The organism is Planctopirus sp. SH287 (genome assembly GCF_056500625.1).
This window is the reverse complement of record NZ_CM151403.1, coordinates 4,160,252-4,186,113: the sequence shown is the minus strand read 5'-3', so window position 1 is coordinate 4,186,113 and position 25,862 is coordinate 4,160,252. Positions and strand designations below refer to the sequence as shown.

General features: G+C 53.6%; 17 protein-coding genes. 10 read left to right on the top strand and 7 right to left on the bottom strand.

The features are described from left to right. The first annotated feature begins 322 nt into the window (after nucleotides 1-322). Together rnc and ygfZ are read left to right on the top strand one after the other, a co-directional pair. On the top strand, nucleotides 323-1,132 hold the full coding sequence (gene rnc / locus SH287x_RS15530; protein WP_479515289.1) for a ribonuclease III: 810 nt from the start codon (nucleotides 323-325) through the stop codon (nucleotides 1,130-1,132). Nucleotides 1,133-1,200: 68 nt separating this feature from the next. Beyond that, entirely contained in the window at nucleotides 1,201-2,202 is a 1,002-nt protein-coding gene (ygfZ, locus tag SH287x_RS15525; protein ID WP_479515288.1) for a CAF17-like 4Fe-4S cluster assembly/insertion protein YgfZ, read from the top strand. A gap of 148 nt (nucleotides 2,203-2,350) precedes the next feature. Here ygfZ and SH287x_RS15520 read toward each other — a convergent pair whose 3' ends face one another. Next, on the bottom strand, nucleotides 2,351-4,243 hold the full coding sequence (locus SH287x_RS15520) for a DUF3352 domain-containing protein (RefSeq protein WP_479515287.1): 1,893 nt from the start codon (nucleotides 4,241-4,243) through the stop codon (nucleotides 2,351-2,353). A gap of 417 nt (nucleotides 4,244-4,660) precedes the next feature. On the opposite strand from SH287x_RS15520, the gene SH287x_RS15515 reads away from it, so the two are divergent. The 5 genes from SH287x_RS15515 (at nucleotide 4,661) to SH287x_RS15495 (ending at nucleotide 10,904) form a co-directional block, all read left to right on the top strand. Then, the gene (locus SH287x_RS15515) at nucleotides 4,661-5,479 is read left to right on the top strand and encodes a carboxylesterase family protein (RefSeq protein ID WP_479515286.1); all 819 of its coding nucleotides are present in this window, start codon (nucleotides 4,661-4,663) and stop codon (nucleotides 5,477-5,479) included. A 66-nt stretch (nucleotides 5,480-5,545) separates the two neighbouring features. Further along, the gene (recQ, locus tag SH287x_RS15510; RefSeq protein ID WP_479515285.1) at nucleotides 5,546-7,447 is read left to right on the top strand and encodes a DNA helicase RecQ; all 1,902 of its coding nucleotides are present in this window, start codon (nucleotides 5,546-5,548) and stop codon (nucleotides 7,445-7,447) included. 382 nt (nucleotides 7,448-7,829) lie between these two features. Continuing rightward, nucleotides 7,830-8,126, top strand: a complete 297-nt coding sequence (locus SH287x_RS15505; protein WP_479515284.1) for a hypothetical protein — start codon at nucleotides 7,830-7,832, stop codon at nucleotides 8,124-8,126. 415 nt (nucleotides 8,127-8,541) lie between these two features. Next, nucleotides 8,542-9,051 (top strand): NIPSNAP family protein, encoded by a 510-nt coding sequence (locus SH287x_RS15500; protein WP_479515283.1) that lies wholly within the window; start codon nucleotides 8,542-8,544, stop codon nucleotides 9,049-9,051. A 449-nt stretch (nucleotides 9,052-9,500) separates the two neighbouring features. After that, nucleotides 9,501-10,904, top strand: coding sequence for a Gfo/Idh/MocA family protein (locus tag SH287x_RS15495; protein WP_479515281.1), 1,404 nt, complete (start codon nucleotides 9,501-9,503; stop codon nucleotides 10,902-10,904). 120 nt (nucleotides 10,905-11,024) lie between these two features. Here the strand turns inward: SH287x_RS15495 and SH287x_RS15490 are convergent, their stop codons facing one another. The 3 genes from SH287x_RS15490 to SH287x_RS15480 form a co-directional block, all read right to left on the bottom strand. Continuing rightward, nucleotides 11,025-11,810: a hypothetical protein gene (locus SH287x_RS15490; protein WP_479515280.1), complete on the bottom strand. Its 786-nt coding sequence runs from the start codon at nucleotides 11,808-11,810 to the stop codon at nucleotides 11,025-11,027. Nucleotides 11,811-12,035: 225 nt separating this feature from the next. Beyond that, nucleotides 12,036-12,740, bottom strand: a complete 705-nt coding sequence (locus SH287x_RS15485; protein WP_479515279.1) for a hypothetical protein — start codon at nucleotides 12,738-12,740, stop codon at nucleotides 12,036-12,038. A gap of 176 nt (nucleotides 12,741-12,916) precedes the next feature. Next, complete coding sequence (locus tag SH287x_RS15480) at nucleotides 12,917-13,726, bottom strand: hypothetical protein (RefSeq protein WP_479515278.1); 810 nt, start codon at nucleotides 13,724-13,726, stop codon at nucleotides 12,917-12,919. A gap of 409 nt (nucleotides 13,727-14,135) precedes the next feature. On the opposite strand from SH287x_RS15480, the gene SH287x_RS15475 reads away from it, so the two are divergent. After that, nucleotides 14,136-16,517: a DNA gyrase/topoisomerase IV subunit A gene (locus SH287x_RS15475; RefSeq protein ID WP_479515277.1), complete on the top strand. Its 2,382-nt coding sequence runs from the start codon at nucleotides 14,136-14,138 to the stop codon at nucleotides 16,515-16,517. Nucleotides 16,518-16,622: 105 nt separating this feature from the next. Continuing rightward, nucleotides 16,623-18,530 carry a DNA gyrase/topoisomerase IV subunit B gene (locus SH287x_RS15470; protein WP_479515275.1) on the top strand — a complete coding sequence of 636 codons (1,908 nt, stop codon included), beginning with the start codon at nucleotides 16,623-16,625 and terminating at the stop codon, nucleotides 18,528-18,530. 50 nt (nucleotides 18,531-18,580) lie between these two features. Here SH287x_RS15470 and SH287x_RS15465 read toward each other — a convergent pair whose 3' ends face one another. Both SH287x_RS15465 and SH287x_RS15460 read right to left on the bottom strand, forming a co-directional pair. Next, nucleotides 18,581-19,132, bottom strand: a complete 552-nt coding sequence (locus SH287x_RS15465) for a diacylglycerol kinase (RefSeq protein ID WP_479515274.1) — start codon at nucleotides 19,130-19,132, stop codon at nucleotides 18,581-18,583. A gap of 155 nt (nucleotides 19,133-19,287) precedes the next feature. Next, entirely contained in the window at nucleotides 19,288-22,368 is a 3,081-nt protein-coding gene (locus SH287x_RS15460; protein ID WP_479515273.1) for a hypothetical protein, read from the bottom strand. Nucleotides 22,369-22,681: 313 nt separating this feature from the next. Between SH287x_RS15460 and ruvX the strand changes: the two genes are divergently transcribed. Beyond that, nucleotides 22,682-23,266: a Holliday junction resolvase RuvX gene (ruvX, locus tag SH287x_RS15455; protein ID WP_479515271.1), complete on the top strand. Its 585-nt coding sequence runs from the start codon at nucleotides 22,682-22,684 to the stop codon at nucleotides 23,264-23,266. 1,179 nt (nucleotides 23,267-24,445) lie between these two features. Here the strand turns inward: ruvX and SH287x_RS15450 are convergent. Then, nucleotides 24,446-25,738, bottom strand: a complete 1,293-nt coding sequence (locus SH287x_RS15450; protein WP_479515270.1) for a TIGR03364 family FAD-dependent oxidoreductase — start codon at nucleotides 25,736-25,738, stop codon at nucleotides 24,446-24,448. Between the last annotated feature and the right edge of the window lie 124 nt (nucleotides 25,739-25,862).

Sequence of the window (25,862 nt, the reverse complement as noted above, 5' to 3'; positions counted from 1 at the left end):
GAACCGATGTGGTTAGAGTGTATGCGTTGAAAAATCAGCGTGAACTGCGGACACGGCGGAAGTGTCGGCAATCTCGCTGAAAAGTCTCTGGTTGGACACGGCTGGCGGTGGCCGAATCGAAGGGCGTGTGAAAACGACGCGGAATAAGAAATCCCGTGTGTTTCACAGATCTTCGTCGCGGCCCTCGCCACTCTTGTCGGCCTCGACCTTCAACATTCGGTGTGTACCAGAAAAAACCTCTGGTCGCAGGTCTGAGGTAAAACCGCAGCGACGCTTGATGAATTCCTGGATGTTCCGGATTCATCAGCCGACAGGAGCACATATGCATGATGACGCCAGACCATCGTACATCGATGAGTGCGAACGACTGCTGGGCTATCGTTTTCAATCTCTCCAGTTTCTGACGCAGGCCCTCTCCCACGCTTCGGCCGCCAAAACGCGGCTCGATTCCAACGAGCGGCTGGAATTTCTCGGAGACTCCATTCTTGGGGCCGCTGTCTGCGACCTTCTCTTTCAAAAATATCCCAAGTCGACCGAAGGGGAATTAACGCGAATCAAGTCGTTCGTCGTCAGCCGACATGTCTGCGCCCTGTTGGCGAAGGAACTGGAACTTGATCGATTCGTCATCATTGGCAAGGGCCTGAGCGGAAGCCCCACTGTGCCACATTCTATCCTGTCGGCAACATTTGAATCCGTCATCGCGGCCGTCTATCTGGATGGCGGATTCACATCGGCTCGTGCCCTGATTGTCCGGCTGATTGAACCCCATATCGAACAGATGGTGGGAGCCGAGTACGGTCGAAACTACAAGAGTGTCTTGCAGCAATACTCACAAAAAACCTTCGGGCAAACTCCCCGTTATGACTTGCTGGAAGAACACGGGCCGGATCATCTCAAGTATTTCAAAGTGAGCGCTGCGCTGGGCGAAACAATCTATGCGGCAGCTTGGGGGATCAACAAAAAAGAGGCCGAACAGAAGGCGGCAGCCAATGCCCTTTCTGAGTTAGAAGGTCGACCGGCTCCGCACATTGCCACGCCTTTGCCGCCCACAACAGACACTCATTCTGAAGGTCTGGAAGATCGCGACGACACTCACAGCCATCACGAACATTCGGTAGAAGATCACGATTAAAGCGCGATCGCCGGAACAGGCTGCCTGGGTGATTTACAGCACATTTCTGAATTCAACGGATATCTATCATGATGGGAGAATGGGATGCAACCCTGTGGTTTCCTCTACCGGTCGTGCAGATCAAGGTTTGTGGAAAGCATCGCGCATCATTTCTGCAAAACTTCTGCACGAACGATGTTTTGAATCTGACTGAGGGGACGGGGCGGGAAGTTTTTTTTCCGAATGTCAAAGGCCGCATTATCGGGCACGGGTGGATCTATGCCCTCGAGAAGGAAATGCTGCTGACTGTGGCAGCCGGAAGTTGTGAAGCCTTACTGGCGCATCTCGAACGCTACGTGATCACTGAAGATGTGAGTTTTGAACAGATCAAACCATCGGCTGCCGGCCTGGCCATAGGGAACGAGGCCATGGCACAGTTGGAATCATTGATTCAAACGACAATCCCTTCTCTGAGCAACGCGACGCTCTCGCCTCATCGAATGATCATGGGCGAGGGTTGGAATCTGTCCAGTTTGCCGGGATGGGGGATGCCTGCAACCGCCGTCATTCTGAGCCATTCGCATCTTGACAGTTCAGCAGAACAGGCGAAGCTGCGGTCGGAACTGGATGAAATCATTACTGGCTTATCTCGCACGCGAGCCGATTTTGACACGCTGCGCGCACGCGTCGGCATGGGCTGGATGGGGGTGGACTTCAGTGATGCGAACCTGGCGCAGGAAGCGGGGCGAACTGAGCAGGCGATATCGTTTCGTAAAGGGTGTTACCTCGGCCAGGAACCCATTGCCCGGCTCGATGCTATGGGACATACCAATCGGGAACTCATCCGGCTGGAAGCAGAATTTATCGAAGGACATCCTCCCGCAATCGATTGTTGCCATGCAGAACTCTATGCCGAAGGGGAGTCGAAAAGCGTGGGGAGCCTCACCACCTTTGCGCTGGATGAAAGCCGCCAGCAGTGGGTGGGTCTGGGTTATGTTCGCACCAAATGGCAGGTTGAGGGCACGTTGCTCCAATGTGGATCGCCAGAAGGTGCCAAAGTCACCGTCCGTCACCCTCTGATCCCCGTATGAACCCATTAAGATGTTTTAAGCAGGTCGAGTAGATCGTCTTTCCGTAGCTATTATCACCAGCAATGCTGGTGGGTTGCGCAAAGCCTTAATCCACCCTACATAGATGCTATATGGTTTGGCTCAGTTGGGTGTATACTATATAGGCCGATTACCAGATTTCGTCATATTCCAGTTGCGTGGTCTTGTGGCGGATCAGATATTCCAGGACGGCGATGAACGAGAGGGGGCGTTCGACTTCAAAATCCAGCGTTCTTTCCGTCCGGGAGACGAGAGTCCGCGAAGGCTGCACAAAGGGGTGAATCGCGGCCCATGAAGGGAAATCGATCGCGCGGATTCGATTTTCACCGGGTGCGCCCAGGCCTGTGAGATTGGAGTAAGCCGTTAGTTGTGGCCATAAGCTGGCAAGTTGTTTGATCACTTGAGGGCTGTCCATCCAGGCAAAGACCATGACGTTGACGCTCTTTGGTAAGGCTTTATCGGCTGTCATTGACTGAGAAAAATTCGGGCCGCCCTCCTGAATGAATCGAAGATGAGCTTTAATCATCTGCGGCTGCGGCGCCACCAGCAGATGACGATCTGTCAGGCAGAAGGCCCATGCCGTCCGATGCTCATCATATTGCGATTGCTCGATGGTATAGATGGTTCGATCCATGAATTCGGTCTGGCGCACTACGGTGGATTCATCGATACTCACGCTGTTTGTGAGCACCTTCATCAACTCGGCAAAGACGGCGACCGCTTTTCGGGGATCACGGACTTCCCAACAACCCAGCAGATGTCCTTTTAGCAGTGATCCCTGCCCGCTGGTTGAAGTGAGGACAAAAGTGTCTCCAAAGGCCGAAAAGAGATCCTGTTCGATGGTCACCCCCAGTTCCGTATCGACCTGACGAAGTGTGTCATCAAACTGCCTGGAACCATCGGGGACGCTGGTTGATACGAACTTGCGGAATGATTTCATCCACAGCATGGGGCTGAGCTTCCCTGCGATGACGAGTTCGGCATCAGCGGGAATTCTTTCAAAATCTCGCGGGGTGAGCGATGGTGTTTCCAGGGCCTCCCAAAAGCCGGTGGGCTTTTCGTTGAATGTCAACTGGCCTTTGATCACGAGCTTGCCATTGGCCACGCCGGTGGCTGTGGCCAGAGTGTCTATCGACTTCAAGCCAGCGAGATCCGCCAGAAGCAATAATTCATGGGGTTGAGCGGAAGGTGTGCCAGTAAGACCCGCTCTCAGCCCTTGAAAATCAATGAACTGAGTCATGCCAACACGAGTGACGCCCAGTGAACTGACGGCTTTCTGATAGCGAGACGGCGTCACGGGGATTGATTTCGGAGTTTCCGCCAGAGTGGCCTGTGAACGCTCAATGGCTTGTCGCAGCGCCTGTTCGCCAATGGCCAGCCAGAGGTTGTTTTTTTCACGGTGAAAGATGATTTCCCTGTTGAGCAAGCGGGATCTGGAGAACGAGTCGCTGGTGGCATCCGTTTCTTCAGTGAGCGAGAGGCAGGTTCGCAGAATCTTTTCCAGAAAATCCGCGTCATCCTCGGCCCGCATCAGCATGACCATTGAAAACTTCTTCCAGAAATGAGGGATCATCTCTGGATGGGGCAGGGCTTCCTCTTTGCCGGTGATGACGGGACGCGCTGTCTCGTCAAAAGCTGGCTGGGGTTCGATCCAGATGCTCCCCGCATGGCGCAGTACGACGTGCCGTGCCAGTTTGACACGAAACAGCAGGCTTTCCGGGTTTTGCCATTCGTGGAAGGTCTCGGCCAGATCGTTGAGTGATTCGTTCGTCTGATCGCGATGGGAACGATGGAATGTTTCGAGGAAGGAACGGATTTCGACATCGCCGAAAAGTCCTTCGATGCCCGGTGCCCCGTGATCGCCTGTGCCGGGCGCTGTCCAGTCACAGCGAATGACTGCATTGTTCGCAACGGCCCGGGTCACAACCTGATCGGGAGGGCCAGGGGGGAGTCCCGGTTGATCCACGCCAAACAGCAACATCAGGAGTTCTAACAACACCATTGTCGGTGACTCGAATTCCATCGGCAAATTTCCCTGGAGATGTTCATCCCATTGGGCAGTGGCAGGATGCCAGCATTTTCCCCTCGATGACGATCATTCCCATTTGAAATCGTACTTCGTTGCCAACCCTCCCGCCAATTGTAGTTTGCAGTTTGCGAGTTGAACGTGCTTCATTCAAACATGGTTGTCGCCAATGGCAGGCGGGTGTGGCAGACTCTACTGGTACGACCACTTTGTCCCGATATGTTGTTGAACTCGTCCGCAGGCTCGCTGGCCTGCTCATCACCCACTGCTTAATCTGTCAAATCAGAATTGAAGCTCCACTACGCTGCATTCACCGACTGATGACTGTTTTGTCGGCTGCCAATGCTCCAGAGTCTGTGATGATCACCTTTTGAATTTCCCTTTGATTTTCTCTTTGATATTGCAGAGGTTCCCATGCTTGCCCGCGATACTCTCGTTTGCCGACCCACGATTCAGAGCTTGATGGTTGTTTTCAGCATGCTGGGGTTTGCTATGGCGTCTCCTGGTATGGCGGATGAACCGGTTGGTTTGTCACCGGTTGATTTTTCTCAGTCGCCTGCTGCGGGGAAGCAGGTTGCCCAGAAGCTGGAACTCAAGGATCTGCCGGCCAAGTCCATTTCGTACTGGCTTTATCTTCCGAAAGATTATGTGGCGGAAAATGCCAAAAAAAAGTGGCCCGTCATGTTGTTTCTGCATGGAGCCGGTGAGAGTGGTCAGGATCTGCAGAAAGTAAAGAAGCATGGCCCGTCGAAATTGGTCGGAACCAAGCCGGAACTGGATCAATTCATTGTCATTTCTCCCCAGGCGAGTGAGGTGGGTCGGCCGATCTTTGACCGCTGGAATGCCGACGAATTGAACGCCTTGCTGGAACATGTGATGTCAACGACTCAGGCTGATCCTGCCCGTGTTTATCTGACAGGCCTGAGTATGGGAGGCTTTGGTTCGTGGCGGATGGCGGCGAAATATCCGGGGAAATTTGCCGCTGTCGTGCCGATTTGTGGCGGGGGGAAAGCCGAATACGCGGAAGCCCTCAAATCGTTGCCGATCTGGGCTTTTCATGGAGATGCTGACCGTGTGGTGGCCCTTAGGGCTTCGACCGACATGATTGATACCATTAAGGCTGCTGGAGGAACACCCAAGCTCACTGTGTATCCCGGAGTGGCACACGATAGCTGGACTGCCACGTATGACAACCCCGAGCTTTATCAATGGCTTCTTGAACAGCATCGTTAATGGGCCTGCCGGGTGGCAACTGGCTTCTGTCTGGTTCTGGACTTTTTACCGCCGAAGGATCGCCCGGTGTTACAGCCGCACTCTTTCCTGATGGATCAATCCGCTGAGCAGGAAGATTCTCTGGTGACTTTCAACGCTGGGTGCCCGGATGATGGCCAGAGCAGTCAATTGGACGCGGCACGGGAGCTTTTAAGAAAGCTCTGGGGGTATCGTGATTTTCGGCCTCTTCAGGGGCAGATTATTGAGTCGCTGCTGGCGGGCGAAGAGAGTGTGGTGGTGCTGCCCACAGGGGGCGGAAAATCATTGTGCTATCAGATCCCGGCGCTACTTCAGCCGGGACTGGCGATTGTGCTTTCTCCGCTGATTTCCTTGATGCAGGATCAGGTGGCATCGCTTCAGGAATTGGGCGTCGCCGCGGCGGCTGTGCATAGTGGATCAAGCCCTCAAGAGCGCCAGCGGATTGCCCAGCAGATCCGTGCCGGGGAATTGAAACTGCTTTATCTGTCGCCCGAACGTCTGATGTCGTCCCGGATGCTGGATTTTCTGGAGCAAGTGCCGGTCACGCTGGTGGCGATTGATGAAGCTCATTGCATCAGTGATTGGGGGCACGATTTCCGGCCTGAATACCGCATGCTGAGTGAATTGAAAGACCGCTTTCCCAAAGTGGCACTGCATGCGTTTACAGCCACCGCGACGGATGCCGTGCGTCGTGATATTGCGGCTCAGCTTCAATTAACCTCACCCCGGTATCATGTCGGTTCGTTCGATCGTCCCAATTTGATCTACCGGGTGATTCCCCGCACGGATCGTGATCAGCAGATACTTAATGTCATTAAACGTCATCCGGGTGAGTCGGGTGTAATCTATTGTCCTCGTCGTAAAGATGTGGATGACGTGACGGCCTATTTATGTCAGAAAGGATTCAAAGCGCTGCCTTATCATGCAGGGCTACCGGATGTTGACCGGCAGGAGAATCAGTCGGCGTTTCTGAATGATCGCGTGGATATCATTGTGGCGACGGTGGCTTTTGGGATGGGGATCGACAAGTCGGATGTTCGTTATGTTATTCATGCGGGGGCGCCCAAATCGCTGGAAGCTTATCAGCAGGAAAGTGGCCGGGCGGGACGTGATGGTCTGGATGCGGAATGCTGGCTGTTTCATTCGCCGGCAGATTTTGTTCTCTGGCGAAAATTTCAAAACGATTTACCGTTAGAGGCTCAGCAGACGGCCGCGCAGGTTCTGGCCGGGATCGAGCGATTCTGCCAATCAGCGACATGCCGACATCGGAGCATTGTCGAGTATTTTGGCGAGGCTGGCAGTGAAGAATCCTGCAATGCCTGTGACCTGTGTCTGGGGGAAGTTCAGCGTGTGGCTGATCCATTGGTGATATCGCAGAAGATTCTTTCGTGTGTGGTGCGATGCGAGCAGAATTATGGAGCCGACCATATCAGCAAGGTCTTGGTGGGGTCGCGTTCAGAGCGGATCATTTCGCGTGGCCATCATCAGTTGAGTACCTTTGGACTTCTCAAAGGGACGGATGTCAAAACGATTCGGCTCTGGATCGAGCAACTTGTCGGGCAGCAGTTTCTCGCGAAGTCGGGTGAATATAGCGTGCTGCAACTGACGCCTTCAGGGCGTCAGGTTTTGAAGGGTGAAATCATCCCTCAATTATTTGCGGCGGAAACGGATGTTCCTCACAAGTCCAAAGTGACGGAAGTCTCGTGGGCAGGAGTCCATCGCGGGTTGTTTGAGGCATTAAGGGAACTGAGAAAGACTCTGGCGACCGAGCGTGGCGTCCCACCGTTCATTGTCTTCGGCGACGCTCCGTTGCGCGAGATGGCCCGAGTGAGGCCAATGACTTTGGATGCGTTCCGGGCGATTGCGGGAGTGGGTGAGAAGAAGACGGCTCACTATGGCGAGACCTTTATTGAAGCGATTGGCAGTTATTGCCGAGAGCATGAGGTTTGAGATGGTTTTTTCTTTGGGAGTTGTTGCGGTGTGGAGTGCGGGGGCATTGGGCTTGAAGAAAGTTTTTGTGAAACCGGATAATCCTGCGAAAAAATGAAAAACTGATCTTTGCACCGGCGAAATCTTCCGATACACCCCGCCTTGCCGTCGGTGATGTTCCCCGCAAAGCCGCGGTCAGGTTCGTTGAGGTTGATCCAGAAAGATTCCTTTCTGGTGACTCCCGCTTCGCTCCTGTTGTCATATCCGCACTGTGATTTCCACACATCGCGTGGTCGCTGTCCTTTGACCACCAGCATCAGTTCACAATCCCCTCTCAGGCCTGGGCCGATGGCCTTTTGGCCAACCCCTATCTCCCCCTCGTTCGATCCTAAGGAAAACGTCCATGTTGAATCGTATGGCCTTGGCACTGGCTGGTCTGGCGATCGCTGTTTCTGCTGCGGGTTGCTGCTGCGGAGCCAATCGTTGCTCGCCTTGTGGCGCAGCTCCTTCACCCTGCTCGACAGGCAACTGCTCACCCAGTTTCTATCCACCCGCTGGTGGTGGCGGCGGTGGTGGTCAGTTCTATCAGGGAGCTGATGCTTCCGGGATGAACTTTGGCGGTGCAGGCTCAATGGCCTCTACCCAACCCATGGGCTACCCTGCCACTGCCATGGCACCTACCGCACTACTGCCAAACTAATGCCGCACAGCGGCTCTGTCTTGGCAGGTTATGGAACTCGTCCGCAGGCTCGTTGGCCTGCTCGCTATTTACTGCTTAACATGCCGAGCAAGAATGTAGGTTTCATGAGTTGGTTGTTCCATGGCGTCTTCTTATTGGATGAGAAGGCCGCGATGATCTGGCGCAACCATGTTTGTCTGATGTTTTCTCTGAACGAGCCGGGATGATTCGTCATCGAATGACAAGGTTCCCGCGGGCCAAACCTTGAAACGGTTTCAATGCAGGTTCAGGCATGTTGCCTGACTTCGCAAAAATTGTCGCACTCACATACCGCTTCAGGTGATGTGCCCTGATTTCTGTGTCTTGAGCTGATTCCCTTTGTGGCTGGCTCATTCATGGAGATGGCATTTCTTTTTTTGTGATCGGTTTTTTGAGCATGTCTCATCACTTCATGTCAACGACCTCGGTCTATTCACTTGAGCATCGCCATCGATCGAACCTTGGCCGGTTCTCGACATATGGCATGACATTTCTCTGGATTTTTGCCGCCGGGATTGGTGTCTGGCTGGCGAGTTGCGGGCCATTACAAGTTCTTCAAGCCGAGACGGTCAAAGCCAAGGCGCCACGCCTGTATGAACTGCGAACCTATACGGCTCTGCCCGGAAAGCTGGATGCACTTCACCAGCGATTCCGTGATCACACGGTGAAACTCTTTGCCAAACATGGCATGGTGAACGTGGTCTATCTCACTCCTGTGAAGACCGAGAACAAGCTGGTCTATCTTCTGAGTCACGAGAATGAAGCCGCTGCTGCTGCCTCATGGAAAGCCTTCCGTGAAGATCCGGACTGGCAGACGGCGCGTGAAGCCTCGGAAGCTGATGGGAAGATTGTGGAGAAGGTCGAGTCGGTCTTTTTCACTCCCACTGACTACTCGCCCATGCAATAAAATCGTCTGTACGGTTGTGCGTCCACTCTTGTTTTTGCCTGAAGCCCGGCCAGTCTTCTCAAGACTTCCGGGCTATTTTTATTATCTTCTGGCAAATGACGCCCCGGAATACGTATCAAATGCTTGTGATGGGTTTGGCGGTCAGGGTAATCTCAAAGGTGTGAGTTGCAGCCAGGATAATTTCTGGTGTGGCACTCGTGTTTTTTTGTTCCGGGGTCTGTCAGAAAATCATCCGATCCTTCTGCCTTTGGAGAGAAGGTGGCCGCAGGCCTGGATGTTGGCGGTGGAGATATTGGTGATTGATTGCCCCTCACCCCGGCCCTCTCCCTGAGGGAGAGGGAGTTTGGAAGAGAGAACCTTGACAGCTGAGATTTGAAACGACTTGAGACCCTAACCGCCTGAAACACCTCGTATCGACTCCTTCCTCAACGCTACTAAGGATTGACCGTATGTCGCTGCCGCCGTCTTCATTGACCACCGATCAGAGTCCCTCTCACGTTTCCCGCCGTGATATTTTGAAGTCGACCGGGGCATTGGCCACGGCTTCCGTACTGGCCAATATGGCCATTCCTCAGAATGTTTATGCGGGAGAAAACAACACGATCAACGTGGCCCTGGTGGGTTGCGGCGGTCGTGGTACGGGTGCGGCATCGAATGCCCTCTCAGTCAAGAACAACGGCCCGATCAAGCTGGTCGCTATGGCCGATGTCTTTGAAGATCGGATTACTAATGCTTATGAAAACCTGAAGGGTCGCCATAAGGATCAGATGGATGTTCCTGCTGAACGCCGCTTCACGGGATTTGATGCGTATCAGAAGGCGATGGACTGCCTGAATGCAGGCGACGTGGTGATTCTGGCGACTCCTCCCGCGTTCCGCTGGCCCCAGTTTACTTATGCGATTAACAAAGATCTGAACACGTTCATGGAAAAGCCGGTGACGGTGGATGGCCCGTCCACTCGCCGGATGCTCCAGTTGGCGGAAGAGTCAGAAAAGAAGAATCTGAAGGTCGGTGTGGGCCTGATGTGCCGTCATTGCGATGCCCGCGGCGAGCTTCATAAGCAGATTCAGGATGGAGCCATTGGCGATATTCTGCTGTTGCGTGCCTACCGTGTGGTGGGGCCTACTGGAAGTGCCTTCGCTCCCAAGCGAAAAGAAGGCATTGAAGAAGTGATGTACCAGATCAAGAACTTCCACGGGTTCCTCTGGGCGTCGGGCGGGGCATACAGCGACTTCCTGATTCACAACATCGATGAATGCTGCTGGATGAAGAATGCGTGGCCTGTCGAAGCTCAGGCTCTGGGTGGTCGCCATTACCGTGGTGACAACGTGGATCAGAACTTTGACTCATACGCTGTGGAGTACACCTTTGCCGACGGCACCAAGATGCTTTTGGAAGGCCGGACGATGGCTGGGTGTCATCAGGAGTTTGCCAGCTACGCGCATGGCACCAAGGGGTCAGCGGTCATTTCCACGGCCTCACACACTCCTGCCAAGCCCCGTATTTACAAGGGGCAGAACATGTCTGACAAGAATGACATTGTCTGGCAGTATGGCAAGAAAGAGCCGAACCCGTATCAGCTCGAATGGGATCATCTGATTGAAGCCATTCGTAAGGATCAGCCTTACAATGAAGTTCGCCGGGGAGCGGAAGCCAGCCTTGTCACGAGCATGGGCCGCATGGCTGCTCATACCGGTCAGGTGGTTACGTATGATGCCATGCTGAATTGCGAGCATGAATTCGCGCCTAATGTCGATACCTTGACGGCTAATGGGCCAGCTCCGGTTGTGGCCGATGCCAACGGGAAGTACCCCATCCCAATGCCAGGCCTGAAGCCGACCCGCGAATATTAATCGTCGTGTCTGGCAAATGCTGAATTGATGAGTCTGAACGAATAAAAGAGTCAGGGCCGTGGTGAGTTCTCTCAACCACGGCCCTGATTCTATTTATACAATACTATATGATGCGGTCTTTTACTGCTGGGCAGCGGCTCGCTTAATGTGGCCACTGGCGGCTGAATCGAGCACAGGAGCGGGAGGAAGAATATCTCCTGCGGGTGGAACCGGAACTGGTTGCAGTCCGCTACCGTCAATGGGAGTCGGCATGGCGCCATTGGTTGATGGTGTCATTACGGGAGTGGTGGAGTCGATGATGTATCCGCCCGAAGATCCATCAACAAACTGTGCCTGGTTTGCGTGCATGCGGTGATGGTTTGTTGAATAAACCACCGGTGCATGAATATGCCACTGTGAAGGAATTGGCCGGGCAGGCAGCATGTTGGGATTTGGCCGCCAGAACGGAACGTGCTGGTAATAGAAGCCCAACTGAGTGGTATCCGTCGGTGTATAAACCATGGGATAGGCTTGTTGATATGTCAGGCCAGCCCCGTACCACTGCTGTGGGAAGTAGGTATCATATTCGACCCCACGGCGTTGTAGTGGTGATTTCGCAGGGACCGAATAGCCATGGTCAGGTGGTAAGTGCATTCGCCAGACTTTATGGCCAGGGACACCGCCTTGACCGTTGCCGTAGCAGTTGGGGCAGTTAGGATCGAATGATCCGCTGTCGGTGGTCATCACGGGGCCATGTGCCAGATGGCCATGACCGACGGTGGTGGCCTGAACTGACCGGGAACGATCAGAGATGCGAACCATCCCGACCTCCTGAGCCATGGCCGACGAACCGACCAGATCGCAGGTCAATCCGACAGCAGTAGTCAGGGCTGCTGCAGCCAGCCACCGGGTGTCCCTATGATTCATGGCTCGATCCTCTTTGCGATGGCCAGGCAGAGGCCGCTGAGTTCCGTGTGATGTCTATTGTCAGCAAATCATTGTCAGAACAAACAGAACGTCTGACGTTGCTGACATGTAACCGGCGTTGCGTCGATCTCGGAATTTTACCTGTGTCATGACCACTTTGTTCTGACAGGTCTTGATTTCACCTGACTGAATCAGAGAGGGCCCGCCACAGGTTGATATCTCACTTTAGTTCGCAGGGTGAGAAATCGGAGTCAGGCGGCTGGAAGGAATTCCCCAGCCATAATTGTATTGATGAGAAACGACTGGGGCTAAAGGAACCGCTACCGGCACGCCATAGCCCTGGGCCGAATAGAGCTGCCCATCTCTCTGATCGAAGTAAGCGGGATCCTGAGGATAGACGCGGTGGTATTTTCCGAAGATCGGTGTGCCCGTGCCGCCGTTGCCGGTGGGGATGAAATAACCAAACTTGTATCTCAGCCAATCATGGAAGTCGTGCTTCTTGCCATGGCAACGGCCATCAGGACAGTCACTATAGACCACATCCCCAGTTGTCGCTGGATAGTTTTGAACTTCTACAGGGTAGGATTGAGCATAGCCGGCACCACCATAAGTCGTGGGCTGAGCCTGGTAGTAGTTTTGTGTCATGGCGGCGGGCTGAGCGGGAGTCTGGAATCGCTCCATCCCTTCTTCAATCGCGTCACGGAAACCCACCGGTGCCACGGGTTGTGCGACAGCTGCGGGGGTTGCCGACACTGATCGTTCTTTACGAATGCGAACGACACCAGCAGCATTCCCTGTGGCGGAAGCCGCAACGACGGGCGTAGGAGCCGTGTTGGCAGGTTCGCTGGCGGAACTGCCCGGAAGCTCACAAGCACTACATAATGCGAGTGCAAGAGCAAGCCTGGTTGTAGGATGTTTGAGTGCGTTCATGACGAATCAGTTCCTGTGGGACATCCGAAACAGTGGCAGTCGTAAGGACATTCCAGTTTGTGGTGCCGTCGATTTCATATCACCCGGTCACTTCCGGGATTCCGTACCGATGACTCCGCTTCGCAGGCGTGGCACGGGAATTTCAGTCAGAATTATCATTTCACGTCAAAGAAACGTTACCGCCAGGGGCCTTTGTTTTGTGGTGTGTGTGGCCGGGCAAAACCTGGGAGCAATGGGTAATGACTGTGATAGTTCACTTCGACCATTGTGCCCTGGAGTTCCCAGCGCTCATGCGACTTCACGCCAAACGGAGTGAGCAGCCAGTGCCCTTTCACCCGGTGGTAGTAAGGGGGATAGAGAGCTTTATATTTATGAGCATAGAGCATTTCATGAGGAGCAAATGCCTGGTTGGTAATCATGCTACCCCCCGTCCAGATCGGGGTATTGGGTGATGGCGAAGGATACATGGGAGCACCCAGGCGGACATAACCACCCTGTGGAGCACCTGTCACAACATTGCCTTGAATTTCAGGAGCCATCGTGACACCGGGCTGGGCGACCTGACGGGTCATCACAGGCTGGTGCATGGCTGGCTGGCGGAGAACAGGGGAGTACCCTGAATCAACGGCTGTGGTCATCGCGTTGATCGGAGCTGGTGCGGGTGGGATGTTGTCTGTTGGTGAGCCAACAGAAGGCATGCCGCCGTCAACGATAAATTGTGAAGGAGGTGCCACGACTTCGGCTGGCAGATAGATAGTGTCGTTGGCAATTGCCGAGTAGCACAAGACAGTGGGCAGGAGCAGGACGGCTGCGCCTTGCACACGGGAGGTTTTCATCAGCAAGCCCAGGAGAGCAGTGCCGGTTGCCGTAACTTGGCAGAAGGATGGTCGGATCGAAGGCATTTCATCCCCTCCATGGGACGGATTTCGTGACGCAAATTCTGGTTCGTGATTGTGGGCATGGTGATCCACAGCCTTCGTGGCCATGATGAAAACCAAACCTTCACACGCTCAGCCTTCTGTTTCGGATGTTCAACCGCTGAGGATTAAATGAATCCCGTCCCGGCAGGATGACTTCTGAAAACCGTCAAGATGTTGGCAGTTCATGCCTTACGGCGAGTTGCAAAACTGCTGTGACTGCTGTATTTCCGCTTATCGGTGCATTCGGATTATCTGGAAAATCTTGCCAGGAAGGAATTCTCGAGGCAGGTTCTGGCAACGGGAGTTACTAGCCGATAACAGGCGTATTCCTTGTTATTGACGCACAAATTCTCTCAAGTGGCAGAGATCAATCAAACAATTGGTGTTTTCCGGCAGAGATACCAATTGATGGAGAACATGGCATGCCTGAAATACCGAATGGCCATGTTCTCTCCGAAATTAGAAGGTAACTGTTGTGGTGAAAAAAAGCGGAACTGGTTCTGAGTTAACGACTTCCGGCGAACAGGAAGACCGCATTCAGTTTCGGGAGATTTCGGCAGAAACTCGCCGGCGGTATCTGAATTATGCTATGTCAGTCATCCAATCGCGTGCGTTGCCGGATGTCCGGGATGGGCTGAAGCCCGTTCAACGCCGCATTCTTTATGTGATGTATGAAGAACTGCGACTGACGGCAGATGCGAAAACCCGTAAGTGCGCGAAAATCTCGGGCGATACCACGGGAAATTATCATCCGCACGGTAATCAATCCGTGTACGACACACTTGTCCGGTTGGCCCAGGACTTTACGCTTCGCTATCCGCTGGTCGATGGGCAGGGAAATTTTGGTTCAATTATGGGCCTGCCAGCGGCAGCCGAACGGTATACCGAAGCCCGGTTGACTGGCATTGCCGAACAACTGATGAGCGAGTTGCGGTTCGATACCGTCGATATGCGGCCCAATTATGACGGCACGCGAAAGGAACCGGTCGTTCTGCCCACGCGGTTTCCTAATCTTCTGGTCAATGGGACTGCGGGGATTGCTGTGGGGATGGCGACCAATATGCCACCTCATAATCTTAAAGAGGTGCTTGATGCCTGTATTCATCTGATCGCACAACCGGGGGCATCAACGAAAGATCTGCTCAAGTACATTAAGGGGCCGGACTTCCCACTTGGCGGGCGAATGATCACTGACCGTAAAGCGATGCTGCCTATTTATGAAGAGGGGCGAGGGGCGTTCAAAGTCCGGGCGGAATGGAAGCTTGATAAAGAAAAACGGACTGAAGTCGATGATCGTATTGTCGTGTATTCCGTCCCCTATGGAGTTGAAACGGGGCCATTGCTCACGGAAATTGGTAACGTCATCGCCAGTCGCAAGTTGCCTCAACTGATCAATGCTGCGGACGAAACTGATGATCAGCACGGGTTGCGTGTAGTGCTGGAATTGAAAAAGGGGAGTGATCCCGAATCTGTAATGGCGTTCCTCTATAAGAAGACGCCGCTTGAACAGAACTTTAATTACAACAGTACCGTGCTCGTTCCAGATGATCATGGGGTTCTCACTCCGGCGCGTTTGCCACTGAATCAGCTATTGAAAGAGTTTCTCAAGTTCCGCTTTCAAGTCGTCCAGCGGCGTTTCCGCTATCAATTGGCTCAGCTTGAAGCAAGGATTCATATACTCCGCGGTTTAGAAATTATCTTTAACGGGATTGATAAGGCCATCAAAATCATCCGGGGTAGCAACGGAAAACGGGATGCCTGCGACAAACTAATGGCGGCTTTTCCTTTGGATGAACCGCAAACGATGGCGATTCTGGAAATGCAGCTCTATCGGATTTCCCAGTTGGAAATTGATACCGTGCTGGCCGAGTTAAATGCCAAGCGTAAAGAGGCGGATCGTATTTCAAGGATTCTTGCCAAAGACGATCGCGTCTGGAATGTGATCGAAGGGGAGTTGCGTGAGCTTGGCGATCAGTTTGGCGATAAACGTCGAACGACGCTCGGGTCAGCTGATGAAGTGGCCGAGTTTGATGAGTCGCACTATATCGTTCGAGAAAACACAAACGTTGTCTTAAGTAAGGATGGCTGGATCAAGCGTGTTGGCCGTCTGCAAAGTATTGAGTCGACTCGCGTTCGTGAAGGGGATCGCGTGCTGGATGTGCTTCCCGGCAGCACGGTTGACCATATTATCTTTTTCGCCAGTGATGGTATTGCTTATACCATGCCGATTTCGCAAGTTCCGATTTCATCAGGATATGGCGAGCCGCTGACGAAGCACTATAAATTCAAAGACGGTGTTCAAGTCATAGCTGCTATTACGACTGATCCTCGTTTTACTGATGTCGCTCAGGAAGTGGAGGAGGGGGCCGAGCCTTCACCGCCTCATGTCTTTGTGACGACGGTTCAAGGGCAGGTCATGCGGGTGCCGCTCCAGCCATTTCGAACGACCAGCACACGGGCCGGACGTAAATACTGTAAGCTGCAGGACGGGGATACGGTGTCGCAAGTTTCACTGGTCACCAATCAGACGAGTGTCTTCCTGGCGACACGGGAAGCCCGGCTTATTCACTTCTCTTTAGAGGAAGTGCCCGTTCTTTCAGGGGCCGGAAAAGGTGTCCGGGGGATCCGACTGGACGAAAAGGACAATGATATTGTTCTGGGGGCGGCTCTCATGTCTCGACCGAGCGATACTTTGAGGCTCAAGCTGACCAGCGAAAAAGAGCTGACTTGTGGCCAAATGAAATATGCTCAGACGACTCGGGGAGGCAAAGGGATTCGTGTGAGCCACCGAAATAGTGTGAGTGAAGTGATTAAACCGGAAATTGTGCTCGTGGACTGGAACACGATCGGCGATTAATCGCGATAGACCTTCAAGCTGATTTATGTGAATTGATCAAAGAGATTATTAAATCATTTTCCGTCAGTCGACTGACGCAGAGAATTGATAGAGACAGGAAGCGACATGGCAACGGCCTATACCGCATCAGATATTGAAGTGATTGAAGGTCTGGAAGCCGTTCGACGCCGGCCCAGTATGTATATTGGTGGTGTTGATATTCGTGGCCTGCATCATCTGCTGTGGGAAATAGTCGACAACAGCGTCGATGAGTGTCTGGCGGGCGAGGCGACTGAAATTACCGTCACACTTCATAAAGATGGCGAGTCGTGCACGGTGTCGGATAATGGGCGTGGGATCCCGGTTGACATGCATCCGAAAACCAAGAAGTCGGCGCTGGAGACTATTCTCACGACGCTTCATTCTGGTGGGAAATTCGGCAAAGGCGCGTATGCTCGTAGTGGTGGTTTACATGGGGTTGGTTCCTCGGTCGTGAATGCTTTGTCTGAAGAAATGGTAGCGGTCATTCACCGTGATGGATTTGAATGGCAGCAGCGTTTTAAGCGAGGCAAGCCGACGACACCACTCAAGCAGGTGAAGCCCTTTCGCGGACGTGGGACTGAGATCTTCTTCAGGCCAGACAAAGAAATCTTCACTCGAACAGTCTTTAATAGCGAAACCATTCGCGCGCAGCTGGAAGACATTTCTTATATCCATGCTGGCTTGAAAATTGTATTTATTGATGAAGCCAAGAAAGAAACCCTGGTACTCCATCATCCCGATGGACTTCAGACCTATTTAGCTCGGCTGATGGGTGAAGGGCAGCGTAAGCCGATCCATGAGAATGTCTTTGCATTTTCCAAGGATGATGGCGCCTATAAAATTGAATGTGTTTTTCGCTGGACGGAATCAACCGACGAGCATATCCGCAGCTATGTCAACGGCATTCGGACTCACGCCGGGGGGACGCATGAAAGCGGATTAAAAGGGGCGATCGGGAAAGCGGTGCGGAACTACATGGAAGTCCATGATATTAAAATCAAAGGACTGACTATCCAGAATGATGATATTCGTGAAGGGATAGTAGGTTTGCTTTCGGTGTTTCTGGGAGAACCGATGTTCCAGGGACAGACCAAGGAAAAGCTGAATAACCCGGAAATGGTCAGTGTGGTGGAAGGGCAGGTTCGGCCCGCGATTGAAAACTGGCTCTCTGGTAATAAGACGACGGCAGATGCGATTGTGGGGCGGATTGTGCTGGCGGCCCGCGCGCGGCAGGCAAGCCGGGAGGCCGCGAGTGAAGTGCGCCGCAAGTCACCTGCGGCCCGCCGGCTCAGTCTGCCGGGAAAACTGCTTGATTGCCGGGCGACGAATGCTGCAGAGTCAGAACTGTTTATTGTCGAAGGATTGTCGGCCGGTGGCACCGCGGGCATGGGGCGCGATAGTCGGACTCAGGCTGTCTTGCCACTTCGCGGCAAAGTGCTAAATACCGAGAACCTGAGCACGGCGAGAATTCTCGATAATCAGGAAATTAAAGATCTCGTCGAGACGTTGGGGACAGGCATTGGCCCCAGTTTTGACGCTCATCGTTTGCGCTATGGAAAAATCATCCTGATGATGGATGCTGACTCCGACGGCTATCATATCAGTACATTACTGCTGACATTTTTCTTTCGGCATATGCCTCAATTGATTTCGCAAGGACGGCTCTATCTGGCGCAACCGCCGCTCTATCGCATTCAGTCGGGTAATCAGATTTTCTATGCCCGTGACGATCTCCATAAAGAAGAGATTCTTGAGTCGTTGCCGTCGAATCGTAATCCGGATGTTCTTCGCTTTAAGGGGCTGGGGGAAATGACACCTGCTCAATTGAAGGAGACAACGCTTCATCCCGGAACAAGGATCTTGTTGCGGATCGATGTTGAGAACGCTTTGGAAGCCGACCAGACCTTTCAAAAGCTTCTGGGGAAAGATCCTGCCGAACGATACAAACTGATCATGGAACAGGCGACACAGGTTGACGACCTCGATGTCTAATGTTTGAAGTCTGTTCTTACAAAAATCTCGCAGTAGAAATGATCCCGGCTTTATGTCGGGATCATTTCATAGATACGGTTAGAGAAAATCAGCAGCGTGATGATTAAGCCGCCAGCGATGGCCATGAAACTTGCCGCATAGCACAATGATTCACATTGTCGCACGATCATGTCGGCGTCGGAATGATCTTCGATTTTAAGGCGTTCGAGTGCTGCGAGATGTCGAATCGCCTGGCTGACCAATTCAATGCTCAGCACTGCTGACAGCGTGCCAATCAGCACAACCCATTGCCAGGTGTGCAGGCCAATGACAGCAGCGACGGCAAGAATCATGGAGTCGGCGAACAGGTGCATAAATAGCGTACTATCTGTGCGAAGGCCCGTCGCCAGCCCTTTCTCAATATCGACCAGCCATTGGCGCCATTCCGCCCGACTGGATGCAGGGCGGTGAATCCGGATCGTGGGTGAATCATGACCTGGTGCTTCGCTTTTCTCTGGATTGGCAGAGAGGACTGGCCGCTCGGAGAGTAGCAACAGATTCGGTGAATCGTTGGTGCATTCTTTGCTGGAGTCAAATCCCAGCGTGGCTGGTAATGGCGTCATCAATTCGTTTCCTGATGGCCCGGCACAAAGAGAGCGTGAGAAGTCGATGGGAGAGTGGAATCTTAGGAAGGTCGGTGCTGATGATAAAAGACAGGTGTTGCCAATGAGGTGAGATATGATTTTGCGAGATCGAAAGAATAAAGAAGACTATCTATTTAGAAGCCGGCTCCCATCAGTGGGCTGACCATGGTGGGGGATGTTTTGCGGTTGCCTAATTTCGGTTCAATGGAAATGGCGATGCCGGGATTGTTCTTACTGGCGTCGTAGCTGGCTCCGAAATGGAAGAGGAACGATTCCCCCACGCGGGTGACGGTGAGTGACTGGCCGCGATTCTGTCCTTCCCCGACATCGTAGGCTGTGCCAAAAGTCGAAATCCACTTGGGACTCATCTGATAGCTATAGCTGGCGGTCAGAATCTGACTGAGGAGCGGGCCACCTTCAATCTGGCGGAAGCCCAGGTAGGCGCTGCCTCTCACGCTTCGTTGAGTCAGCAGGCCAATGTTATAGATTTTCTGTCCTTCGTCGAAGAAGTCGAGCAGAGTGCTGGCATGAACGCTGGTGCGATCGCCAACATACCAGGCGTAGCGGGCGCTAAATAATCCGAAGCTTTCGCCGAAGTTGTCGCGGGAGGCTTCGGGGTAGTAATTGACTCCCAGATCAAGGGTCATCCAGTCTTTAATGCGTGTTCGTTCTGGTGGGCCGACTTTTGTTTGCAGGCGATGTGACCAGTTCAATGCTAACATCTGCTGATCATCGACGAGTTCATGATAAGGGTCGCTGACCCCTGTGGCTGCGCCAGATCGAACTGCGTAGTTTCTCGGTTCAAAGACGTTGGGAAGAATACCGCCGAAGGTGTTGACAACCAGTCGTTCGCGGAATCGTTCTTGTGAGTTGTCGTCGAACTCATTCCATTGCGAGATCTCGCTCAGATCGCGACTACTTGCTGCGTAACCATAGTCGGCCCCTAATGTCATTCGATGAGCCAGGCCATTCAGGTTGTAAAGGTCGCTTTGTACATAGGGGTAGACCTTCCACATCTGCACGCTGGCCCGAATGCCTGCTCGCCCGTAAAGACGATCAACAGATTCGTCAGTAAAGCTTTCGCTCCAGTAGGCCGCTTCGCCCATGGCATAGGGAGTGACTTTTACTTGTCCCAGATTAAATGGCATTTCGAGGGAGTGCCGAGTCATCGCAGCTAGTCCGTTGGAACTGGCGTAGTATGGCAGCGGTGTGAACAGATCATTGGGGTCTGTGGGTGGAGACGCCTGATTGACTTCTCCGTAGCCGACAGAAGTGTGCGAACTGTAGCTGAGCAGATTTGATAGAAGAGGCGTTCCAAGAATATAGAGGTCGCCTCGTGGCAGCCATTGTGTGGTATATTCAAAGTCGTTGACCTTGGGGCGACCGATGACCGACCAGGCCATCTGATCGTATTGCTGGGTCAGTGCGAGGTATGTTTCGAGGTCTTTGCCGCGATCAAACTGTTGTTCGTAATACTGTTCGCGGAAGTTTCGATCGCTGGCGTAACCGGCTTCTCCCTGAAGCTGCATGCCATTGAGAAACTGGTGTCGGTGGTGAGCATCAATGATTCCCCGATTGTCGTTAGGGAAAGTCAGATCACGGCGTCCCAAGCCCAGGTTGTCCAGGCCATGGTCGTTGATGTAAGAGGCCAGGCCGTCGCCGAAGAATGAGTTTCCGTATTGATCGATTCCTTTGTAATAGCCATCGGTTGCCAGAAATGCCCCTCGCGCAGAGAGATAATCGGCTTCCAATGTCCATTTGGTGTCGGCCGGCTTCTGGAGGCCAAAGATTTGAAACGCATCCCAGCGTGTGCGGATTTGTGAGCCGAAGATGGAATCCTGACTGAACGTCAAACCCTGCACGGGAATGTTGGGATCTTCTGCCGGCCCGGAAATGACTGGGGCATAAAAGAGGGGCACACTTCCGAACACAAAGGCGCTGTTCTGAGCAGTGATCCAGGGCGTGGTGCGGTATTTCGTTTGCCCGGTCTGAGGATCAATGGTGGGTTGTGACCAGGGAGACCAGGTTCGTTGATCAACGAAAATGTCGCTGGATTGAATTCGATAGATTGGCTCACCCATCTGGCTGGTGGTGACCCAGGCATTGCTGGCGTGAAATGAGTCACGCGATAGCTGACGAATGGCTTCAGCCCGGACGCGGACGGTCAAGCCATGTTGATCGGGGATGACGCTTCGCAGTTCGGCGTCGAGGATAATGGCCCGGTCTTCGCGCGCATCGTAGAAGGCTCGTGATGCCGTCACGACGTTTTCGCCCTGACGAATGACAATGTTTCCTTCGAGATAGACCTGATAAGGAGTGTCGCGTGTCTGGATTGATTCTGTGGAAAATTCACCGCTGCCCAGTGCTGTTGTCCAGATGACGGCACTGTCGGCAGAGAGGTCGACCACTCCCACTTGCTCGACGCCGTCCATGATAATGGTCACGCCACCGGTGAGTTGCACGACCTGCTCGGGAGGAAGCGTGTTTTCGTTGCGGAAGCTGCGGACGTCAAAGGGGAGGGCACTTCGCGGAAACACCCGGACACGCCGCATGGCGGCCGGCGGTGGAGATGCGGTGGGGTTAATTCCCGGCTGAGGATTGAATGTGCCCGGGAAATTTCCGGCAGGGGGGAAGGCCCCAGGATTTCCGGGATTGCCGGGTGGCAACATTAACGCTGGCTGGTCGATGGTCAGTTGGGTTTGAATTAATTCACTGCGGGTGCGGATGGTTTCTGAGCTTTGGGCGTGTCGCTGCTTGAGCGCTCTTAAATAGAAGGCATCCTGAGGCGAGGGCGAATCGCTGTCTCGACCACGGACTGAGAGATCGACCCCCTGAATGGTGGTCAATTTGAGAAGACGCGTGGAATCGGAGCGGTGGCCGGACTCCGAGGTTTCCTGGACGTTTCCTTCCATCCAGATGGTCAGGCGATCTTCGGTGGTGGTTACGTTGATATCAGCGCTCTCCACCCAGACCACCATTTTGTCAGCTTGCCAGGTTGTGGTTCCTTGGCGAATCCGGCAGGTTCCCCGGAAGAGGCCGATGTGTTCGCGACCCTGTTCCCATTCCTGAAGCCAATCGGCGGAGAGGCTGATGGCATTTTGAGGCAAGGAATTCTTGGCCAGCAGGCGCGCACCGCCCCCGAAGCTCGCGGCTGCTATCAGCAGTCCAACGAGTCCCAGAGAGACCCAGATAGTTGGTCTTTGGTAGCCCTTCACGGGCGCTCCTGTACTGTCACATTCATCATGAATGTGTCACCGAAAGAACTCGGCGATGACTGGCAAGAGCTGCCAGCCCATTACCTTCCTTGGAAATATTGCAGGGAATCGCTTCCGTCCCGAAGCCGGAGACTTCAAGATTTGGCAATGCTGCAACGTGCGGGAGTATATGTCTGGCTCAGAAAAAGGGTCAATCTGGGTTCCGGACAGGAAATCAGGTTGGAAAAAGATCTGAAAAAAGTTTGTAACCGACTGAAATGTCTGTGGTTACGAAACGGAACGTTTGCTGACTGCGACAGGAAACTGAGGCGAGATGGCGACCTCTTCTGGTGGAAACGAGGACAAATCTTCAATGAGTGACTTCCCGACGACCGGTTGTCTTCTCGGGGTCGACTATGGCCAGAAGCGGATTGGATTGGCCTTGACAACTTCTGAGCAGTCGATGGCCATGCCGCTGGAGGTCTATCTGCGGAGGAACGAGCGTCTCGACGCGCAGTGGTTGAAAGAACTGTGCGTCGACTACCGGATTGTGGGGTTGGTTGTGGGCTTGCCGCTGCATACCAGTGGAGAAGAAAGCGAACTGTCTGGCGAGGCCAGGGCATTCGGCAACTGGCTGGCAGAGCTGACCAGTCTGCCTGTTCGCTTCTGGGATGAGCGATACACCTCAGTCTCAGCCGAACTGTTGCTCTGGCAGGACGGCGTTCACCCACGTCCTGGACAAAGTGCGGCTTCCTCCAAAAGTTCAAAGAAGCCGAACTCATCGCCGAATCGTGCGAAGAAAAAAGCGGCGATCAGCCCGGTGGATAAGCTGGCCGCCCAGATGATCCTGCAGGCGTTTTTAGCGTCGGGGGATCGTGATCAATGGACGCCCCTTCGTCCGAAGAGTGACGAGCAATAATGCGATTTCGCGCAACAAAGGGCGTTAGGGTAGAGAGGCTTCGTTTTGGGTGCACCTCGCAGGTTGAGGTCTTTTTCGCCTGTGATTCCGGACAGAAGGCTCTCTCTCGGCTCGGTCAGGGCCACCCTTTGCCAATGGGGAGTCATTCCTATTGGCGGAAGCGCCGATTGTGGACGCTTCCCTCGAATTCGAGACTGACAAACAGTTCATCAAAGGTGAGTTGCTCACGCAAAACACTTCTGATCAAAACTGAATGTTTTTTATTGGCACTTATTCATTCGCCACTTCTTGTGACGGGGGAATGCCAACACAATCACGTTTGATTCAGCCAAACACTGAATCAGACAGGCCGACGGAATGTTTTTCAGCGAGGGTAACTTCGTGGAATGATGTTTCGTGGATTGGCCCTGATCGATGCTGGAATTTTCACGGCCCCCGACTGCTCGCAAGAGTAGTCGGGGGCCCCCTTACGGGGTTTGGGCCTATCGGCCGGGTCGTAGGCTAAAGATCCGCGGCCCCGTTGTGGCCGCTCTTTCCTTGCGCCTTATGGGGTTTGGGGCGGCGTATGAGGCCGGTTGTTGATATACGAATGGGTCTTACGCCGCCAGGGTGGTAGTGTTTTTTTGCGGGGGCGGTCGTGGTTGGTAGGTGTCTTAGTAGAGATGGTGGGTTGCGCAGAGCCTTAACCCACCCTACCGTTTAATAACGGTCTCTGGATACTTGAACATTGGGAGTTGGTGCATTGCGCTGCGCTTCATGCACCCTACGTAAATACATAAGATTTGATTTTCAGTAGATAGCTGGCGTGTGTTCGTAGTAGGTGCCGCTAATATCTTTTGAACGGCGGCTCGCCCTCACCCCAGCCCTCTCCCATCGGAATCCCCTTGCGGGGTTTGGGGCGGCGTATGAAGGCCGGTTGTTGATCCGAGTTTGGGGCTTACGCCGCCAGGGAGATGGTGTTTTTTTGCGGGGGCGGTTCGTGGTTGGTGGGTGTTTTAGTAGAGCTGGTGGGTTGCGCAGAGCCTTAACCCACCCTACTGTTTAATAGCGGTTGCTGGCTACTTGAACGTTGGGAGTTGGTGCATTGCGCTGCGCTTCATGCACCCTACGTAATTCAAATGCGTTTTCTGGGGTGGTTGATATTCCTGCTCTCCACCTTGCTATCGCTGGTCTTTCGGCTTAAACACCCACGGGAATCGCATGTCGGCCTGAGGAATTGCCAGCGGGTTTATCGCTCGTCTTGATGGGTTCCTGTGGCGCTTCTTCTCCCAGCACTCTCGCTACATGCTGCTCGCTGACGCCCATGGAAAGTGTCATGCCGTTGCCGCCAATGCCGGTGAGAATTTCGACGTGCGGCTCGGCTGAGGTTTCAAACCACAGCTTTTTCGGATGCTTCAAATAAACGCCAAACCAGCGCTGGGCGATTTCCAGATCCGGGGCGACCATGATGGTTCGCAGGTAGTCCATGATCAGTTGATCGATGAGCTGCGTATTAAAAGGAGAGATGGGGCCGAAGGGTTCTTCCGGCGGGTTGTATTCGTGAGAGTCTCCAATCGTCAGTTCGCCACGTCCATTTTGTGAAGCCATGACATGGATGCCGTAGGTATCCATCAATGGCATTGTGCGGCTGACTCGCTCCTTCAATGCCGCCAGTGTGGGGCAACTGGCGAATGAGGTGTAATGGCGAAGAGTCAATCCGCCAGCCAGATGTGGCCCGATCTTCCATCCTTCCGTCTGAGCCACGGTGCGCAGCATTTGAAGCTTGCAGGGAAACATCCCCTGCTGTGTCAGAATCTCGGGGTAGAGAATCTGGGTTTCATCGCCACTGCAAATCCACACCCGGCGAGCCGTCCATTCTCCGGCGGAAGTTGTGACGCGATGACCATCGATGCTGCGAACCATCTGGCCAAATTCAAAGCGAACGCCCCAGGCCTTTTGCAGATATGCCGGCAGTGTGGCGATGACTTCCCGGGGATCGACGGCTGCTTCATGGGAACTATAGAGCGAGGCTTGTAAGCCTGTTGCGTTGACGGCTGATGAGTGGCGGAGGGTTTCAGCGGCGTCGAGCATTTTCAGGTCATAACCCTGCTCGATCGCCTGTGCATGAAACTCCTTCAGAATCTGGGCTTCATCCTCATGATGAGCCACATGCAGCGAGCCGCCAGCATGGTGCCAGATGTCCGCGTTGCGGAGTAGCTCCAGCCAGATGTCCCGGCTGCGCATTCCGAGGTTCATATTGGTGCCGAGCGTCTGACCGATTGGCCAGATCATTCCGAAGTTCCGCACCGAGGCACCCAGCGCGCGGGCGTGCCGCTCACAGACAAGCACTTTACGACCACGTCTGGCCAGGGCATAGGCATGTGCCAGACCAATCACGCCCGCTCCCACAACGAGATCGTCGTATTGAGCCGACGCTGAAGAAGTCGCAGTTGGGGATGAGGACTGTTCTAAACGCTGGGGATCAAAAATCACAAGGTCACCTGTGCAAGAAAAGGATTCACAGTTTAATGCGATCAGTTCAATGCGATCTGGTCAATTGGCTCTGCCGGGAGCTGTTTCAGTCATTCATGCTAATTCCGTCATCTGGATTGATCAT

Coding starts and splice junctions, on each gene's coding strand:
- SH287x_RS15495 (WP_479515281.1), top strand. CDS start 9,501: ATGTCGCTGCCGCCGTCTTCATTGACCACCGATCAGAGTCCCTCTCAC.
- ruvX (WP_479515271.1), top strand. CDS start 22,682: ATGGCGACCTCTTCTGGTGGAAACGAGGACAAATCTTCAATGAGTGAC.
- SH287x_RS15505 (WP_479515284.1), top strand. CDS start 7,830: ATGTTGAATCGTATGGCCTTGGCACTGGCTGGTCTGGCGATCGCTGTT.
- SH287x_RS15480 (WP_479515278.1), bottom strand. CDS start 13,726: ATGGCCACGAAGGCTGTGGATCACCATGCCCACAATCACGAACCAGAA.
- SH287x_RS15490 (WP_479515280.1), bottom strand. CDS start 11,810: ATGAATCATAGGGACACCCGGTGGCTGGCTGCAGCAGCCCTGACTACT.
- SH287x_RS15485 (WP_479515279.1), bottom strand. CDS start 12,740: ATGAACGCACTCAAACATCCTACAACCAGGCTTGCTCTTGCACTCGCA.
- SH287x_RS15500 (WP_479515283.1), top strand. CDS start 8,542: ATGTCTCATCACTTCATGTCAACGACCTCGGTCTATTCACTTGAGCAT.
- rnc (WP_479515289.1), top strand. CDS start 323: ATGCATGATGACGCCAGACCATCGTACATCGATGAGTGCGAACGACTG.
- SH287x_RS15520 (WP_479515287.1), bottom strand. CDS start 4,243: ATGGAATTCGAGTCACCGACAATGGTGTTGTTAGAACTCCTGATGTTG.
- SH287x_RS15515 (WP_479515286.1), top strand. CDS start 4,661: ATGCTTGCCCGCGATACTCTCGTTTGCCGACCCACGATTCAGAGCTTG.
- SH287x_RS15465 (WP_479515274.1), bottom strand. CDS start 19,132: ATGACGCCATTACCAGCCACGCTGGGATTTGACTCCAGCAAAGAATGC.
- SH287x_RS15470 (WP_479515275.1), top strand. CDS start 16,623: ATGGCAACGGCCTATACCGCATCAGATATTGAAGTGATTGAAGGTCTG.
- ygfZ (WP_479515288.1), top strand. CDS start 1,201: ATGATGGGAGAATGGGATGCAACCCTGTGGTTTCCTCTACCGGTCGTG.